Annotated in this window: 15 protein-coding genes and 2 pseudogenes; 8 read left to right on the top strand and 9 right to left on the bottom strand. The window is 60.1% G+C overall.

The genetic code is table 11. The features are described 5' to 3' along the window. Positions 1–254: 254 nt before the first annotated feature. The 3 genes from ABIB06_RS36850 to ABIB06_RS36860 form a co-directional block, all read right to left on the bottom strand. The gene (locus ABIB06_RS36850) at positions 255–1304 is read right to left on the bottom strand and encodes an HD-GYP domain-containing protein (RefSeq protein ID WP_354070211.1); all 1050 of its coding nucleotides are present in this window, start codon (positions 1302–1304) and stop codon (positions 255–257) included. Between the two features lie 88 nt (positions 1305–1392). Next, positions 1393–1716, bottom strand: a complete 324-nt coding sequence (locus tag ABIB06_RS36855) for a PilZ domain-containing protein (RefSeq protein ID WP_354070209.1) — start codon at positions 1714–1716, stop codon at positions 1393–1395. Further along, positions 1713–2789: a DUF2336 domain-containing protein gene (locus ABIB06_RS36860; protein ID WP_354070247.1), complete on the bottom strand. Its 1077-nt coding sequence runs from the start codon at positions 2787–2789 to the stop codon at positions 1713–1715. The genes ABIB06_RS36855 and ABIB06_RS36860 overlap by 4 nt, the downstream gene beginning before the upstream one ends. 808 nt (positions 2790–3597) lie before the next feature. Between ABIB06_RS36860 and ABIB06_RS36865 the strand changes: the two genes are divergently transcribed. From ABIB06_RS36865 to ABIB06_RS36880, 4 genes and pseudogenes are all read left to right on the top strand, one after another. Then, positions 3598–4107, top strand: coding sequence for a lipocalin-like domain-containing protein (locus ABIB06_RS36865; RefSeq protein ID WP_354070207.1), 510 nt, complete (start codon positions 3598–3600; stop codon positions 4105–4107). Between the two features lie 256 nt (positions 4108–4363). Next, a complete protein-coding gene (locus ABIB06_RS36870) occupies positions 4364–4492 on the top strand; it encodes a hypothetical protein (protein ID WP_354125697.1) in 129 nt (42 codons plus the stop codon). 457 nt (positions 4493–4949) lie between these two features. Further along, the gene (locus ABIB06_RS36875) at positions 4950–5318 is read left to right on the top strand and encodes a rhodanese-like domain-containing protein (RefSeq protein WP_354070203.1); all 369 of its coding nucleotides are present in this window, start codon (positions 4950–4952) and stop codon (positions 5316–5318) included. 740 nt (positions 5319–6058) lie between these two features. Further along, positions 6059–7067, top strand: a pseudogene (locus ABIB06_RS36880) (HlyD family secretion protein); the annotation flags it as partial. A 104-nt stretch (positions 7068–7171) separates the two neighbouring features. Here the strand turns inward: ABIB06_RS36880 and ABIB06_RS36885 are convergent. From ABIB06_RS36885 to ABIB06_RS36900, 4 genes and pseudogenes are all read right to left on the bottom strand, one after another. Then, a pseudogene (locus ABIB06_RS36885) lies at positions 7172–7876 on the bottom strand (IS91 family transposase); the annotation flags it as partial. Positions 7877–7888: 12 nt separating this feature from the next. Then, a complete protein-coding gene (locus ABIB06_RS36890; RefSeq protein ID WP_456663580.1) occupies positions 7889–8224 on the bottom strand; it encodes a tyrosine-type recombinase/integrase in 336 nt (111 codons plus the stop codon). 57 nt (positions 8225–8281) lie between these two features. Continuing rightward, a complete protein-coding gene (locus tag ABIB06_RS36895; protein WP_247352258.1) occupies positions 8282–9274 on the bottom strand; it encodes a nitrilase-related carbon-nitrogen hydrolase in 993 nt (330 codons plus the stop codon). 46 nt (positions 9275–9320) lie between these two features. Further along, positions 9321–9974: an FMN-dependent NADH-azoreductase gene (locus tag ABIB06_RS36900; protein ID WP_354070201.1), complete on the bottom strand. Its 654-nt coding sequence runs from the start codon at positions 9972–9974 to the stop codon at positions 9321–9323. 205 nt (positions 9975–10179) lie between these two features. Between ABIB06_RS36900 and pdxR the strand changes: the two genes are divergently transcribed. The 3 genes from pdxR (at position 10180) to ABIB06_RS36915 (ending at position 12616) form a co-directional block, all read left to right on the top strand. After that, complete coding sequence (pdxR, locus tag ABIB06_RS36905; RefSeq protein WP_354070199.1) at positions 10180–11601, top strand: MocR-like pyridoxine biosynthesis transcription factor PdxR; 1422 nt, start codon at positions 10180–10182, stop codon at positions 11599–11601. Between the two features lie 126 nt (positions 11602–11727). Continuing rightward, positions 11728–12183 carry a carboxymuconolactone decarboxylase family protein gene (locus ABIB06_RS36910; protein ID WP_354070197.1) on the top strand — a complete coding sequence of 152 codons (456 nt, stop codon included), beginning with the start codon at positions 11728–11730 and terminating at the stop codon, positions 12181–12183. A 112-nt stretch (positions 12184–12295) separates the two neighbouring features. Beyond that, on the top strand, positions 12296–12616 hold the full coding sequence (locus tag ABIB06_RS36915; RefSeq protein ID WP_354070245.1) for a DMT family transporter: 321 nt from the start codon (positions 12296–12298) through the stop codon (positions 12614–12616). A gap of 62 nt (positions 12617–12678) precedes the next feature. Here the strand turns inward: ABIB06_RS36915 and ABIB06_RS36920 are convergent, their stop codons facing one another. Then, complete coding sequence (locus tag ABIB06_RS36920; protein ID WP_354070195.1) at positions 12679–13305, bottom strand: vWA domain-containing protein; 627 nt, start codon at positions 13303–13305, stop codon at positions 12679–12681. Between the two features lie 80 nt (positions 13306–13385). Further along, positions 13386–14210, bottom strand: a complete 825-nt coding sequence (locus tag ABIB06_RS36925) for a TadE/TadG family type IV pilus assembly protein (protein ID WP_354070193.1) — start codon at positions 14208–14210, stop codon at positions 13386–13388. 315 nt (positions 14211–14525) lie between these two features. Between ABIB06_RS36925 and ABIB06_RS36930 the strand changes: the two genes are divergently transcribed. After that, entirely contained in the window at positions 14526–14888 is a 363-nt protein-coding gene (locus ABIB06_RS36930; protein ID WP_354070191.1) for a hypothetical protein, read from the top strand. Positions 14889–15091: the final 203 nt, after the last annotated feature.

A 15091-nucleotide genomic window follows, 5' to 3' on the forward strand; every position in this document is an offset into this window, starting at 1 on the left:
AGATTGACCGGCCACATTTCGCGGTTGGCCCCGGCTTAGCTAAACTCGCCGCAGATCAAATGTCCGTTCGGGGTCATTCACGTCGCTCAGCCCCTGCCTCCGAGACGTCCGGTCTAGCCCCCGACTCCGGACTTGCCGCTGCACTGCGCCAACCGACGCAATGGGCCAGAAGCCGAAGTGCATGGAAATGAGACCGCCTCCGATCACGCCTTGAGTGGAGACGTGGAATATTCCTGCATAGGTTCGAGCAGAATTCATCTGGTAAGCGCGACATCCTTGAAAGAGACGACTAGCGCCCTGTCCAGCTTTCCCCTCATGCCGCAGAGAATCTCGTACGCTGCCGCGCGCGGCATGGTCAGCTTGTAGGGCCGGTGTTCGATCAGCGCCGCAAAGATATCCGAAATGGTGAGAATGCGAACGATGTCGGTGATGTTCTCGGCGCAGAGGCGGTCAGGATAGCCGCTGCCATCGAGATATTCGTGATGGTGCCGCACAGCATCGAGGACTTCGGGTGAGATGTCCCCGTGCCCCTTCAGCACATCGTAACCCGTCGCTGGGTGGGTTTCGACCAACGCTCGCTCGTCGTCGTCGAGGCGTCCTGGCTTGTCCAGGATCGCCAAGGGCACCCTCGCTTTTCCTATGTCGTGGAACATGGCAGCGGTGGAGAGCCGTTCAAGGTCACTTTTACGAAAACCGAGACTGAGGCCGAAATCGACGGCGACGCCGGTCACGAGCAGGCAGTGCTGGAACGTTCCCTCGTGATGGCGCCGCACAGTGGCCAGCCATTCGGATAGCCCATGCTCGGAAATCCGGTTGGTGATCTTGCGGCCGGCCTCTTTGGGACCGGCGACGTCGACCCGCTCCCCGAGGGTGATCGAAGTGAACATCGACGCAATGGCGATTGCTGCGGCCTCAACCGCATTGTCAGACTTCGAGATACCGCTCGTCGACCCAGTTCCGTGGGCGGCTGGATCGACCAAAGCGGCCAGGAGCTTGGCTGCCTCGATCTTGCCAGGCAACACCAACGTTGCGCCCAGCGCATAAGCTTGCGAGATGCAAAAGTGGGAGGTTTGCTCGACGAGGAAGATGCGCTTCTTTGCTTTGGCGAACCGCGCAGCTCTCTTTTTCAGCGCGGCAATGTTTTCGACCGCCCGCAGGTCGGCACGGACGACGACCGCAGCAGCAGCGTGCGGAAGCTTTGCTTCTACATCGAGCCGCTCGCCGGCAACGGTGAACTGCTTTCCAAAAAGCGAACAGAGCCCGAAGAGCTTTTCGGAAGTGTCGGCCAATACTTGCACGAGCATGACTGGTGCCTTCGTTCGTCGGGTGCCGGGCTGAATGGCCTCGTCGGTGGTCCAAGGTCATTGGCTCACTTCGACGAGACTGCTCGGCTCAAGTTGGTTTGTGCGCGCCTCTGTCGGTCGCGGTCGTTTGGGTCTTCTTGCCATTTGCTTGGATAAAATGGACGCCAGCCGTGGTTCCGTCGATCCAGACCAGCTCGCAGCGTCGATAGGCCAGTCCCGTCGACGAGAGCAGCATGAAGAACTCCTTGGCCGAGAGAACATCGAGCGACCCTTCGACTTCGATCTTGGCGCCGGTGTTCGAGATATCGAGCAAGACGCAGCTTCGCCGCCAGGTGCCGTCGGAGCCCATCAGGTTCACGGGCTGTCTGTTGTCCATGCGCACTCGAGACGCCTTGCGACCGTCGAATTTCAATGGTTTCCTGCCGATCTTGCAGTGCGACCGTGGGCGCCCGCGGAGATTTCTCCCCAACGAACGGACCATTGGCTGGTCGAGAGATGAAGCGTTTCGAACAGCACCTGTGCTCGTGCGCGTTCGCCTGGTGAAAGCCCCGCGCCGCGAGTGTTGAGGACCGCCAGCGTGGTCTGCCAGTTCAAGCGCGATGCCCGGCACGCCATAACCAGGCCTTCGTAACTGGACTCTGCCATAACCTGCTCGATGGCCTCAATCGGTGCTCCCGACAGCACCGACAACGCCGTGAACAGGTTGGCTGTCTCACGCCGGATCGCGAACCGATTGACAGTCGAGTCGCTCAGCTTTCCGGTCCGATTGAGGGATATGATCTCCGGCCTCGCAGCGGCGTACTCAGTGTCGTAAGGTCGCTTCGCTGTCGCTAATACTTGCGAGGAAGCGTTTGCGTTGGAAGCCTTATTCGCTGGCCGTGGCGATGCCGACAGCAGCTCCCGAACCACCATGTCCGGGGTGTCTGGCCTCAGCGTCAGCGCTTTCGTGATCTCGTCGTCCTCCACAGCCCTACGGACCAAGTTGGCATAGGCCGCGCCTGAGAATTCAGCGCCCGGATTGCTGATGACGGCCAGACAAGTCTTGCTGCTGCCGCGCTGCAATATTGCCTCAGTCACTGGGCTTTCGATCCTGCGCCGGCCAGCAATGGCGAGAAGGTGATCCTCGCTGCCGGACGTCGCGATCGCCACGAGATCAGCCGGCGATAGGGCGGGAGATTTCATAAGGATCGGGACTGCGATCGCCGGATCGCCGCACGAGGCGAGACGTCGCAGGGTCTTCATCGGAGCAGTACCCAGCTCGGCGAGCGTCGTGCTGAGCTCGGCGAGCGTTCCCGGCGCAATCCGCTGGGCTAAGCGAATTAGAACGTCGTCAAGCAGGCCGACCTGCGGCTCTTGCAATCGGTTATTACCGTCGACGAGCAGCTCGGTGGTGCGCCAGAGCATGCGCGCGCAACGTTCGGATGAGCTCCTCGCGATGGTGGCATCCAACTCAGTAATGAGATCGGCCGCAGAAATTGCCCTCATTGGCTGGCCCAAATTCATTTTAATATCGTCACGTCAAATCAAACATATTACGCGCTGAAGTTGTTAAGATTCCTTTATATGCCAAACCGTGACATACGAGAGGCTGTTATAATTCAACTGAACGGCGCTCCGCGGCGTATTAAAGTACCTGCTATCTGACGCTGCGGCCTGCGCGTGGACGACTGCCCAACCTGTAACGCATTCCTTGGGATGATAGCTGCCACAACTTGCGTGAATGCGGTCCAGCTTTGGACAGCCGCTAAAGTTCGGCATTTTGGCCTTCAGGACGAAGAAAAGCTTATGCGGGCAAGCGGTAGCGTCGTTCAGCGACATTGCAGCTGACATCGGCCAAAGCAGACGCGCTCATCGCCAGTCGCGAACGTCCGCTACGGGTCACAGGCGGACTTCCGCGCCGACTTGACCTGGGGTCGGCTTATCTCCTGAAGGCAGACATAGCGGCTGTGTTAGCGGAGGTCGGCAACGGGCCAGAACCGGACCTTCGTTGCTGGCGTTCTCGCGGATCACAAGTAACGCACAGTATGCCGAACGCTCAAACGACCGCTGTTTCTTAGCATAGGCCCAGACCTTCTAGCTCGACGGCTTCCGCAGGATCGCGGACGTGATCATGGGCCGCACCGTTTGTACCGATGCTGAATCCCGTACTGGCCGTCGGTGCGGTATTGTGCGATGAATTTGCGCCACTGACCGCCGAGTGCGCCGTATAGTGGTTTCGAGGCTCTGACTAAGCTGGGCGGCCAGCCCAGAACCCGTCACAGAGGGAACGTTCCCGAAGACCGGAGGGAGCACCATGAAAGCACTACTGTCCATTCCCTTAGCCGCAGCTCTTACGTGCGCTACGCTATCCGCGGGAGCCGGAGAGCCACTCAAACAGCAGCTTGTAGGCACTTGGAGCGTCGTTTCATTCGTAAACGTCAAGGAAAGGACCGGGAAAACGACCGAAGTATTTGGTTCCGATCCGAAAGGATATTTCATGTTCGATGCAGCAGATCACTTCTCAATCAATCTCCTGCGTCCGAGACGACCAAAATTTGCTCGCCGCGACTTTCCGAGTGCCGGGGAAAGCAAAGCCGCTCTGGAGGGGCTAATCGCGATGTTTGGCGACTACAAGGTCAATGAATCTGAACATTCAATATCCTTACATATTATCGGCGGTAGCTTTCCCGCGTGGGACAATTCGAATCAGAAGCGTTTCATCGCGATCAACGGCGATGAGCTCACGTATAAGAATCCTACGCCGGCATCCGGTGGGGGTACGGCTGTGGTGACACTGAAGCGCGCGACAAGCGCAACCGAGTGATCTTTTGGTCGATCCGTCGCCGAGCCGCCGGTTTGATAACTCGACCCCGCGACCGGCAAGCCTCGTTATCCCAATGTGATCCAGTGAGTGGGTCCGCACACGATGTCCGCATGGGGTCACAAGCCGCCGATCACGGCCAAGGTGGGAGACTTCCGCTTTGCGTTGGTAGGCCGACGTTTATGAGTACACGTCGTAGCTTCACGGCTTCCGTCGCCGCTTCCCCGCTGGGTTCCTCAACAGCGGGCGCATGACTTCGATGCTGGTGATGCTGTTTTCAAATCCGGGCGGCAGCGGCATCTATTCGGGCGCGGCATCGTTGCAGGCCGGGCAGGGGTCGCCTGCGCCGTCGCAGCCGCAGGCCTTTGGCCCGAACCCTGCGTCGTGAAGATGGAACAGAACCATCGAGGCTTTGGTTAGGGAAGTGAGGAGTAACGCCATGAGTAAGGCTTTTCGCAAGGCAGTCACCGATCCCCCCGTGATCACAGTTGGCGAGCTCATCGATGAACTCTGTCGACTGCCGGATACAGCAGTCGTTAGCTTCCACTGCCCCATGCTGGAACATGAGCTTACATTTTACAGCCTTCGGAAGCGGTCCAAGGACCTCGTAGAAATTCAAATCAATGCGTATCCGGGGAGCCTCCCTGTTGTACCAAGGGCCGACGCTGCTTGAACCTGCGGCGGCTTGACGCGGAAGGGCGCAAGATCGCCCAGCGCCTGTGCCACGTCCGCCTGTGCATCCTTGAGCCATCGCCAATTACCAGCGCCGCATCCGGCTCGCGGTCGCAAGACGGCGTTATCGCGCAGTGGTACTCTCTAACAGGGGCCGGAAACGGAGAAGATCGATGGCAACAAGCGTCAAGCAAATGCTCGAAGCTGCCAACGCCGGAGTTCCGAAGATTACGCCGGAACAAGCTACCGAAATGATTGCGACTGGCAATACCCTCATCTTGGACGTTCGCGATGCACCCGAAGTGGCCGCTAGCGGGAAGATTGCTGGTGCCGTGAATGTGTCGCGAGGCATGTTGGAATTTCGAGCAGACCCGGAATCGCCGTACCACGACAAGAATTTCGACACTAATAAAACCGTTATTCTCTATTGCGCTTCGGGCGGTCGATCAGCTCTCGCTGGTAAGGTGCTCAAGGATATGGGGTATGAAAAGGTATATAACGTTGGCGGCTTTAAGGATTGGACAGGCGCGGTAGAGAAATGAAATCTGACCATCCTCCAGAAAATTGCCGGTGGCTTGCGAGCACGCGTGGCTGCACCATTGTGATGCAGCCACGATGCCAGCTAAGACACCGCTCTCGATCTGGACCCTCCACGACACGGCATGGGCGTCGCCAGCGAGGTTGTGCGATGTTCGTCTCACCGTCCAGTCCGCGGCGCAGTGGCCGGGGGCGACACGGGGCCGGCATTCTTTGCTTACTCCGACAACTATCTGATCGACGTGAAGTTCGGTGTCACCGTCGATCAGATGCTGCGCGCCTGGTTAAAGCTTTCCAGAAATTATGCCTATTACCGCGCGCTTCGCTTGCTGGTTGAACGAGGTGCCGGCAGCGAAAGGCAAGCTGGAGGGATTTTGACGGCCCGGCGTGGCGGAGGTCTTCTGGGAGCGGCCGCGCGACAGCGGAGTTCGGATCGAACCCATCGTCCGCGCCGATCTGGATGCGGCTTCGGAGACAGGAGCGCGCTTCCCGGACGAGAGCTTTTCCTCGTCAACCGGCCGAGTCTTGCACGGCTGGAGCGCATAGGGATCACGCGAGCTGCGACCTTCAACCTGGGCTTCGCAGCGTACCGATCCCGCCCGGTCGCAACCGACCCTTCCAGATACTTAGTGGTGCCACAGCGAAGTCGTCAAGGCGCTCAGACAAGCGCTTCTTGAACGCCGGCCCGTTCACGTAAGCCGTGACGGCAAGTGCCAGACGGTCTGCCCCCTACATTCTGGGCCACGCCACCACGTCAGCGACGTTGTTCTATCGGACCGTTCCGATTGTGTCCGAAGTCACCGGCCGGGTTGCGGAGGTTCACGTCGATGTCAGCGCCGACGTAAAGCAAGGCGGCGTGCTTTTCAGGCTCGACAGCGCCAAGCAGGAAGCGTCGCTCCTAACGGCCAAGCGCAAGCAAGCCGATATCATGAAGGCGGAAGGCCAGCTTCAGGAGGCAAAAGGCTCGTTGCAGCAGGCGCAGGACGAGCTGGATACCAAAACTGAATAGCAAAAGCGCAACCCCGGCATCGTTCCGCAGCGCGACATCGAAAAGCTCGGTGTGGCCGTCGCGGGTCGCCAGGGCTCTCTCGATGCCGCGACCGCTGCCAAGCAATCTGCGGCGACGCGCCTGAGCGCTCTGCTGCCGGCGGAGAAGGCAAGCGCAGAGGCGTCTCTGGCCGAAGCGCAAGTCGACCTGGATAAAACCTCTATTCGCGCCGGTGTCGATGGGCGTATCGAGCAGTCGGGCTGAGGCCGGGTGATATCGTCAATCCCATGATTCGGTCGGCCGGCGTTCTGATTCCGGAGGGCGCTGGACGCCGTGCTCTCATGGCTGGCTTTGGGCAGATCGAGGCTCAGGTCATGAAGGTCGGAATGGTGGCCGAAGCCACCTGCATCTCCAAGCCGTGGACGATCATCCCGACAGTGGTGACCAGTGTGCAGGACTACATCGCGGCGGGGCAGTTCAGGGGCGGCGAACAACTGATCGAGGCGCAGCAGGTCGCGCGGCCCGGCACCATTCTCGTTTTCATGGAGCCGATCTACAAGGGCGGGCTCGAGGGCGTGACACCCGGCAGCAGTTGCATCGCAAACGCCTACACCAGCAATCACGATGTGATTGAGGCAAAAGAGACCAGCGCCCTCAAGCGCTTGCGCTACACCGGGTCGATGCCACCGGCATCGTGCACGCCATGCTGCTACGCATTCAGGCGCTCGTGCTGCCTGTCAAGAGATTGGTGCTGAGCGGCCATTGAGGGCGTTTTAAGAAGCTGCTCGATGAGCAGCCGCGATCAAGAAATGTCCTTCGATACTGCTTCTGGCCCAGGCCGTGTCACAGCCAGGGTCCAAAGCTGATTCATTCCGAGCGTCGGCAGGACCCCGCTTTCTGCCCGAAAACGGTAAGCGCAGCGTGATTGCCTAAGAATTGCAGCCGGCCCGCATCGTGTGCCGCCACCAGCTTCTCCAGGAACAGCCGGCGGAACAGGCGCGAGAGCACGCGCACCGGCAGGAAGAAGCCGGAGCGGCACGCCACCCAGCGCTCGCCATCGAGCGAGATGCCGCCCGGTACGATCATGTGGACGTGCGGGTGATGGGTCATGGCCGAGCCCCAGCTGTGCAGCACGGAGGTGATGCCGATGCGGGCGCCCAGATGCTTTGGATCGGCGGCGATCGTGGTCAGCGTTTCGGCCGAGGCCTTGAACAGCAGGTCGTAGATGACGGCCTTGTTTTGGTAGGCGATGTCGGCGATGCCCGCCGGCAGCGTGAACACGACATGGAAGTACAGCACGGGCAGCAGATCGGCCTCGCGCTCGGCGAGCCATTGCTTCGCCGCGGCGCCCTGGCACTTCGGGCAATGCCGATTGCGACAAGCGTTGTAGGCGATCTGGGTGTGGACACAATCCTCGTATCGCTCGACATGTCCCCCGAGCGATGCCGTGCGGCAGCTCTCGATGGCTGACATGACCTTGAGCTGGCCGAGGCTCACATGGCCGGCGTTGGCTTGACGCCATGCCGGTCCACGGTCGCGGAGAATATCCGCGACCTCCAGCGCTGGGCGCGGCACGCGAGCCGCACGTCAGGCGGGTGGCTCGGCCTCCTTGAGCTTGCCTATGATGTGATCGAGCAGGCTCATGATCTCGCGGATCGTCTTGGTGGCGCGGCGGGTGTAGAGCGCCGTGGTATCGAGCTTGGCGTGGCCGAGCAGCACCTGGATCACTATGATATCGATGTTCTGTTCCAGAAGGTGGGTGGCAAAGTTGTGCCGGAGTGTGTGCGGAGATACCCGCTTGTCGATCCCGGCCATGTGGGCAGCCGCATGGCAGGCGCGATTGAACTGGCGCGTGGTAAGAGGACTGACTGGCATCGGCGCAGGTGGTAGTGGCCGTATCGTTGCGGGCTTTGATATCAGCACAACGGGTTTGCGGCCCGGAAGTCCAAAGAACGCATCCTCTCGGAATGGCCAGCAGCACTATGCCGCCTTGACGCTATCTTCATCAACCGGCCCCGCGATGATCGGCAGAGGATGCGTACCGCGTTCATGGAAGTGGGACGCCGCTGTGCGGTCGATAGCCAGGCTGAGAAGTTCCGGTCGACTGTAGTGGCCGCGCGAGTCCATCATCTGCTTGCGGCGATCGATCATCGAGAAATCGAGATCGGCAATCACGTGGCCTTCGCCGGATCGCAAGGGTTCACCGATCAATTCACCTTCGGGTGAAATAATTGCAGTGAAGCAGCCGCCGGAAATCGGGCCAATGCTGCATCCGGTGTCCTTCATGATCTGCGCTTGCTGTTCGCCATCAAGCCACGCTGTTGCGTTGACGACGAAACAGCCCGCTTCAAGGGCGTGTTGGCGGATATTCACTTGTGTCTGCTCGGCGAAGCGATCACCGGCGAACGAACCCGGGTACATGGCTGAATGGATTTGCTCGCCGTCAGCCATAAGGGCATAGCGCGCCAGCGGATTGTAGTGCTCCCAGCATGCCAGCTGGCCGACACGGCCGACGGCGCTATCCACTGCGCGCAGCCCGGAACCATCGCCCTGGCCCCAAATCATGCGCTCATGGAAAGTGGGACTGATCTTGCGCCGGCGCTGGATCAAGGTGCCGTCTGCGTCGAACAACAATTGCGTGTTGTAGAGCGTGCCGCCGTCGCGTTCGTTGACGCCTATCGACACCACCATCGTGGCCTGCCTCGCAGCCTCGCCGATGGCTTCTGTGGTGGCTGAGGGTACCGCTATGGCCTGATCGAGCAGCCTGAGGTGCTCCTTGCCTGTCCTGATCTCGAAGGGCGTCTGCACAAACGAGAAATAGGGATAATATGGCACCACTGTTTCCGGAAACGTCGCGAACTGGACCCCCAGCCTGGCGAGCTCGGCGATCTTTCGGATTACTCTTTGCACTGTTCCTTCCCGGCTGTAGAGCACGGGGCTGATCTGTACGGCAGCGGCTTTGACGACCGTCATGTTGTTTCTCCGAGAACTGTGATTGAAATCGACGGCCGTCGGCCGCTCACACAGCTTGCCGAAACGCCACCGCTGAAGTGCATGCGAAACGGAGAAAGAACTCCTGTATCGCTTGATCGGTGGTGGCCCGGGCTATGGCCAATGCATCAGCACCAAGGGCGGACCCCTCGACGGAGAAGAACGTCAGATCATGCAGCCCGATGCTGCCGAGGATAGCTTTAAGATATGGCGTGAGAAAATCGGGCTGATGCGTGCGCTCGCCGGAAAATCGCCCGCCCGAGGACACTGCGACAAAGACCGGCCGGTCGTGCAGCGCCCCCACTTTTCCTTGGGCAGTCACGTCGAAAGTTCGACGGACCCGAACGACGTGATCAATCCACGCCTTGAGAGCGGCTGGCACGGTGAAGTTATGCATTGGAGTTGCGATGACCACGCAGTCGGCGCTCTCCAACTCTTGGATCAACTCTTCGGACCGCGACATCGAGCCCTCGGCAAATAGTTCCGCGCACGATCGCTCGGTCCCACCGAGAGCAGTTGCGTAACGCTCATCGAGATCGGCGATGGCGTCGCTGATGGCTCGAATGATGACGGTTGCCGCGGGCTCGCTATCCAGCAAATTGCCGATGATTTTCTGAGATAGCCTGTAACTCTCCGATGCCTGCCCCCGGGGGCTGCAAATCAAATGCAGTATCTTCTCCATTGACTATCCGATCGCTGCTGTTTGAACTCGGATCATGAACGATAAGCAATGGAGGCCTGCATCCAAGGACCATGAAGGAGCTTTGCGACTGGTCCATGATATGCCCCCGCGCTGGGCTAGACTGCTGGAGTCCTGCGAGAACTGGAGACCCATCCGAACCGTTGTGGCATAGTGGTTTCCTTCATGGAAAAGATCGGATCGGGCCATGTCTGCCGCCACGCCTGGAAGGATCTCTCCGCTGGATCCGACGGCGACCGAGCCATTCTACCGCCAGATTTACGAACGGTTCCGGGACGCGATCGCCAATGGAATGTTGAAGCCCGGCGACCGCATTCCTTCGGCGAGGGCACTGACCGAGGAATTGGGACTCGCCAGAGGTACCATCGAAACCGCTTATTCCTTGCTGGCCGCGGAGGGGTTAATCGAGGCACGCGGCCAGGCAGGCACCATTGTAAGCCCGGACCTCAAGCCGCGTACGCTCATGGCAAGCCCAGCGCCGCCTTTGGACTTCGCTCCGGACGCTCTCAGTTTTCGTCCCGATACGATCTTACCCTTTCAGATGGGCTTGCCTGCCCTGGATGCGTTTCCAAGAAAGATTTGGGCGCGCCTTACCGCGCGCCGTGCGCGCGCCATGCAGCCTTCCGATATGATCCATCCTCCTGTCCAAGGCTTACCTTTGCTGCGCGCGGAAGTCGCCAGATACCTTCAGGTCTCGCGCGGCATCAACTGCACTGCATCGCAGGTGTTCATCACCTCGGGGTATCGCCAAACTGTCGAGCTGATCGGCAACGCCCTGCTCAAGGCGGGCGATCGCGTCTGGCTCGAAGACCCCGGATACCCGCCGACGCGAGAGATATGCAAGTATATGCATGTTGAAAGCGTCTTGGTCCCTGTCGATGGGCAGGGCATGGTTGTTTCCGACGCGGTCAAGCTGGCGCCCCTGGCGCGCGCAGCGGTAGTCACGCCTGCGCATCAGAGCCCGCTCGGCATGTCCTTGTCGTTACCCCGACGTCTTGCGCTACTGGATTGGGCCGCGCGAAACAAGGCGTGGATCATCGAAGACGATTACGATGGCGAATACCGCTATGTCAGCCGCCCGCTCCCTGCGTTGAAGAACCTCGACCGCGATGGGCGGGTGCTCTATGCGGGCACGTTCAGCAAGGTGCTCTTTCCGGGTATGCGGCTTGCCTATCTCGTAGTGCCGGAAGAGCAAGTCGAGCTGTTTGAGCAGGTCACTGAAAGCCTTTCGGCTGGCTGCCCCGGGCTCACGCAATCCATCGTCACTGCATTCATTAGCGAAGGACATTTTGCCCGCCATATCCAGCGAATGCGGAAACTCTATGCCGAGCGCCGGGAAGCGACCGCGGCTGGCCTGGAAAGCGTGCTCGGAAAATATGTGCGCATAGACTTGCAGCCCGGGGGCATGCACCTGATCTTGCGTCTGCGAGGCAATCGTTCAGACCGCCGGCTGGTTGCAAGCATGCGGAAGCAGAAGCTTTACGCCGAGGCGCTCACGGACTGGACGGCGCGCAACGATGGTGCCTCAGCCCTACTTTTGAGTTTCACGAATATTGATTCTCAGCGTACAGCCGAAAATCTCGGAGGGCGCATTTTGAAAATGATGTGACAGCCGCTTGAGAGGGACCTCTGGACCAGGAAAATGATGGTCTAGCAACGGAGGCCGATCATGGACCTTCTTGGATAGCCCAAGATGCGAGACGATCGAATCTCTCAACCAGATGAGGATTCAATCATGAACAAGCGCATCGATTACGCCAAGGCGTCGCCGGAAGGCTTCAAGGCTTTTGGAGGTGTCTACGTCCATCTTCAGAAGAGCGGCCTTCCAAAGCAACTGGTCGATCTCGTGTATCTACGGGTTTCTCAGATCAACGGCTGTGCCTACTGCATCGACATGCACTCCCGCGATCTGCTCAAGTCTGGCGTCGCCGTCGACAAGCTCGTGCTGGTTCCTGTGTGGCGCGACGCGGGTGAGATCTTCAGTGCGCGCGAACGCTGTGCGCTGGCCTGGACGGAGACCGTGACGCTAGTGGCGGAAACCGGGGTTCCGGAGGCCGATTATGAGGCCGCGACGAGTGCATTCAGCGACAAGGAATTGGCTGACCTCACCTATGCCATCGGCTTGATGAACGCATTCAATCGATTTGGAATCTCATTCCGCTCGATTCCCCGCGCCGTCAGCGAGTCCTGAGGGACCCCCAGTGAGCAAACATGTAGCGCATGGACATCCGTCCATGCGCATCCTGCCCCCTTACAAACGCCGCCCAGCCGTAGTGCCTGGCGATCGCGGATGGATCGCCGCCATGGAATGGATAATGTTAACCGCCGCTGGCTTCCTCGAGATCGGATTCGCCTTTGGCATGAAGTGGTCCGCAGGTTTCACGCGGCTGCTACCCGCGCTGTTTGCGGCCGCCACCGGCTTATCAAGTGTCGTTCTTCTCTCATTGGCACTCCGCACACTTCCAGTCGGCACGGGGTACGCCGTCTGGACCGGCATCGGTGCCGCAGGTACTGCTGTTCTAGGTATCGCAGTGCTCGGCGACTCCGCGTCGCCGGCGCGGTTGTTTTGCATTGCTTTGATTGTGGCAGGGGTGATTGGGTTAAAGCTTGTCTCCGCAAACTGAGACGCCGCTGAAGCCGGTGGTGACAATCTTCGTGAGGCAGCAAGCCCTTTGTCCGCCTCGGGTCAATCGCGTCGGTTTGCCCGTGAGGCGATGACTTCCGGTCTAGCCGGACAAGCGGACGTGGTCAGATCGGACAGGCATGTCTCGAACTGAACGAGCGACATCGCCTTGGCGCTCACGCGTCGGCCCGCAAGAGCGACCTTATTTCGCTTGCGGGCTAGTTCGAGACGCAGCTTCGAGATCGAGGTGCCGATCTGAGCGAACGCGGCGTCAATCTCGCTCGGCGTGGTCAACATGAAAAAGTTGGCCGAGCCGCTCGCGCATTTGGGCAGCACGGGCGACACGCCGGTGCCGTCATCAAGCTGAACGGCGTAGATCGTGGTGTTCTTGGCCTTGACCGCGGCGCACAGCGTCTCCATCCGCGTATCGATCTTTCCGCGCTCCGTCGAGGACGTGCTCATGGAGCCGTCGCCGTTCCAGCGGTTGACTGTGTTCTGTCCGTCGGTGAACAGGATGATCACGTGCTGGTACTGGTTGTTGACGTCCTCGGCCGGGGCGTTCAGCGGCGACTGGCGCAGCAGCGACAGCCAGCCCCAGTGCAGCCCGATGGTCTGATTGGTGCCGCCGTTCGCCACCATCGCCTCGATGGTGCTCTTGACGGTGCTGAAGGTGCTTGTCAGCGCCAGCATCTTGGCCGGGCAGTACGGTCCTGATCCGCGACGAACTGGGTGGTCAGCGATGAGGGGGCCGCGTCGGAGACGTCGTAGCTCTAGTCGCGGTCGGTGACGCAGCCGTTCCAGTTCGAAGTCGAAGGAGAACCGACGGAGTGGCTCCAGGTGTACCCGTGCCCCTTGCACATCGCCCTCGTGTACCAGGAGCTTCTTCCGGAACTGCAGTAGGAGTTGCCGGAGGCATCCTCCGATCTTGGATCCCACAAGTCCCAGCGCAGCCAGTTGGCGCTGGCCTTATCGGTACCGACGTTTACGGCGCTCGCGAAGGGCACGACGGAGAACATGACGTCGCCGGGGGTCTTGGCGAGCGCCCCGAGCTTGTCGACGAGGTTCTTGGACGCGGTCTTCAGGTTCGAGAGCTTGGTGCCGCTCATCGAACCGGTATTGTCCAGCACCAGCGCGATGCGCAGCAGGTTGCTGCCCCAGGTCGAAGTCGAGGAGACGCCGAATCCTAGGGTCGGGAAGCCGGCGATCTGCATGAACTGGGACTTGATCGCGCCCGAGGCAGTCATCGCCACCGTCGATCCCTTCCCGCCGCTGTTGGCGGTGTAGGTCGCCGCCGCCTGGACGCTCTGCACGTCGGTCTCGGTGTACAGTGCGGCGAAGTAGGCCGGCCCCGCCGTGGGAATCTGGTCGGTCGTGATCTTGCCGTCCGACAGGTTCTTGGCGACCATCAGCGAGGCCGAATCGAGCGCGCCCTGCATCGCGGTGCGAGCCCGGCTTGCCCGGCTATAGTCGATCGCGGCGCCGACGAATGACAGGATCGGCAGCAGGGCGATGGCGAAGATCACGGCGATGTTGCCGCGCTCGTCGCCGGCGAAGCGGCCTGATAAGGTGGCGGCGGAACGCGGAATCGAGGTCATGGGAATTCCTTTGCAAGAATTCCTTGAGCCAGAGCCCCACAATTGCCCTTAAGCAATCCTCGAGAATGCCAGCGAAACGCCCTTCTTCATCGTGCCGCGGCGGAGAGTCCGGAATTCCTAGACACTTTAGGTTCCCGATGCTGCTTTGGCGCGCGCGAACTGGACATTTGCTGTCACTGTGGCACAGGACTGAAGCGACCATGCCGCCCCGGGATTGCGGAGGCCATTTGGTTTAAGTTATGCCGCCATCGCGGGTTGTTCCAGCAGGGCGGAGTAGCGTTGCGCGGCTTCGGCCGTCCGCGGCGGCTATGGCGGATGGCGAATCCGAGTCTCGACGAGGTCTGCGCCATCATCGTACTCTTCGTGTACGGATTGGTGGCTGGTCGAAGCGTCGGACCATCTAAGCTGGGCCGTAACCTGCTCAAGGTATTTATTGTCGAAAGGCTTGAGGAGGTCGCCGGCGAAAACGGCTTCAGCAGGAAAGTCGCGTCGCTTATGCACCAAAGCGCCGCCGGACATCAGACAATGCTCAACTCTGGGTACCGGCCTCTCGCATATCGAGCAACCTCGCACCCGACCCCCAAGCTCGTGATCGTGATTGCGCAATCAGATCGAGATGATCGTGAATCCTTCTTTGATGCTACGACGTATTATGCGGCCAGCGGCGCAGGAACGTAGAAAGCCGAAGGGTGTTGCCGATCACCCATTCCATTCCGCGCTGGCGACGTCATCGTGCGGACCGTCCCGAGGCACCGCACATGGCTCTAGCAGTCTGCTGAAAAACCGCCTCGCCAGGGAGGGGACTTGATGATTCACTTTATCATCTCGAATCGGCGGAGACGATCATGCGCGGCAGGTTTACGGATCAGGGCGGCCTGTTT

Origin of the sequence: Bradyrhizobium sp. LB8.2, from assembly GCF_040548035.1 — a bacterium.
Lineage (GTDB): Bacteria > Pseudomonadota > Alphaproteobacteria > Rhizobiales > Xanthobacteraceae > Bradyrhizobium.

Excerpts from the sequence above, each read along its gene's own strand:
- ABIB06_RS36850 (WP_354070211.1), bottom strand. The coding sequence starts at position 1,304 with ATGCTCGTGCAAGTATTGGCCGACACTTCCGAAAAGCTCTTCGGGCTC.
- ABIB06_RS36860 (WP_354070247.1), bottom strand. The coding sequence starts at position 2,789 with ATGAGGGCAATTTCTGCGGCCGATCTCATTACTGAGTTGGATGCCACC.
- ABIB06_RS36865 (WP_354070207.1), top strand. The coding sequence starts at position 3,598 with ATGAAAGCACTACTGTCCATTCCCTTAGCCGCAGCTCTTACGTGCGCT.
- ABIB06_RS36870 (WP_354125697.1), top strand. The coding sequence starts at position 4,364 with ATGCTGGTGATGCTGTTTTCAAATCCGGGCGGCAGCGGCATCTATTCG.
- ABIB06_RS36875 (WP_354070203.1), top strand. The coding sequence starts at position 4,950 with ATGGCAACAAGCGTCAAGCAAATGCTCGAAGCTGCCAACGCCGGAGTT.
- ABIB06_RS36895 (WP_247352258.1), bottom strand. The coding sequence starts at position 9,274 with ATGACGGTCGTCAAAGCCGCTGCCGTACAGATCAGCCCCGTGCTCTAC.
- ABIB06_RS36900 (WP_354070201.1), bottom strand. The coding sequence starts at position 9,974 with ATGGAGAAGATACTGCATTTGATTTGCAGCCCCCGGGGGCAGGCATCG.
- pdxR (WP_354070199.1), top strand. The coding sequence starts at position 10,180 with ATGTCTGCCGCCACGCCTGGAAGGATCTCTCCGCTGGATCCGACGGCG.
- ABIB06_RS36910 (WP_354070197.1), top strand. The coding sequence starts at position 11,728 with ATGAACAAGCGCATCGATTACGCCAAGGCGTCGCCGGAAGGCTTCAAG.
- ABIB06_RS36915 (WP_354070245.1), top strand. The coding sequence starts at position 12,296 with ATGGAATGGATAATGTTAACCGCCGCTGGCTTCCTCGAGATCGGATTC.
- ABIB06_RS36920 (WP_354070195.1), bottom strand. The coding sequence starts at position 13,305 with ATGCTGGCGCTGACAAGCACCTTCAGCACCGTCAAGAGCACCATCGAG.
- ABIB06_RS36925 (WP_354070193.1), bottom strand. The coding sequence starts at position 14,210 with ATGACCTCGATTCCGCGTTCCGCCGCCACCTTATCAGGCCGCTTCGCC.
- ABIB06_RS36930 (WP_354070191.1), top strand. The coding sequence starts at position 14,526 with ATGGCGAATCCGAGTCTCGACGAGGTCTGCGCCATCATCGTACTCTTC.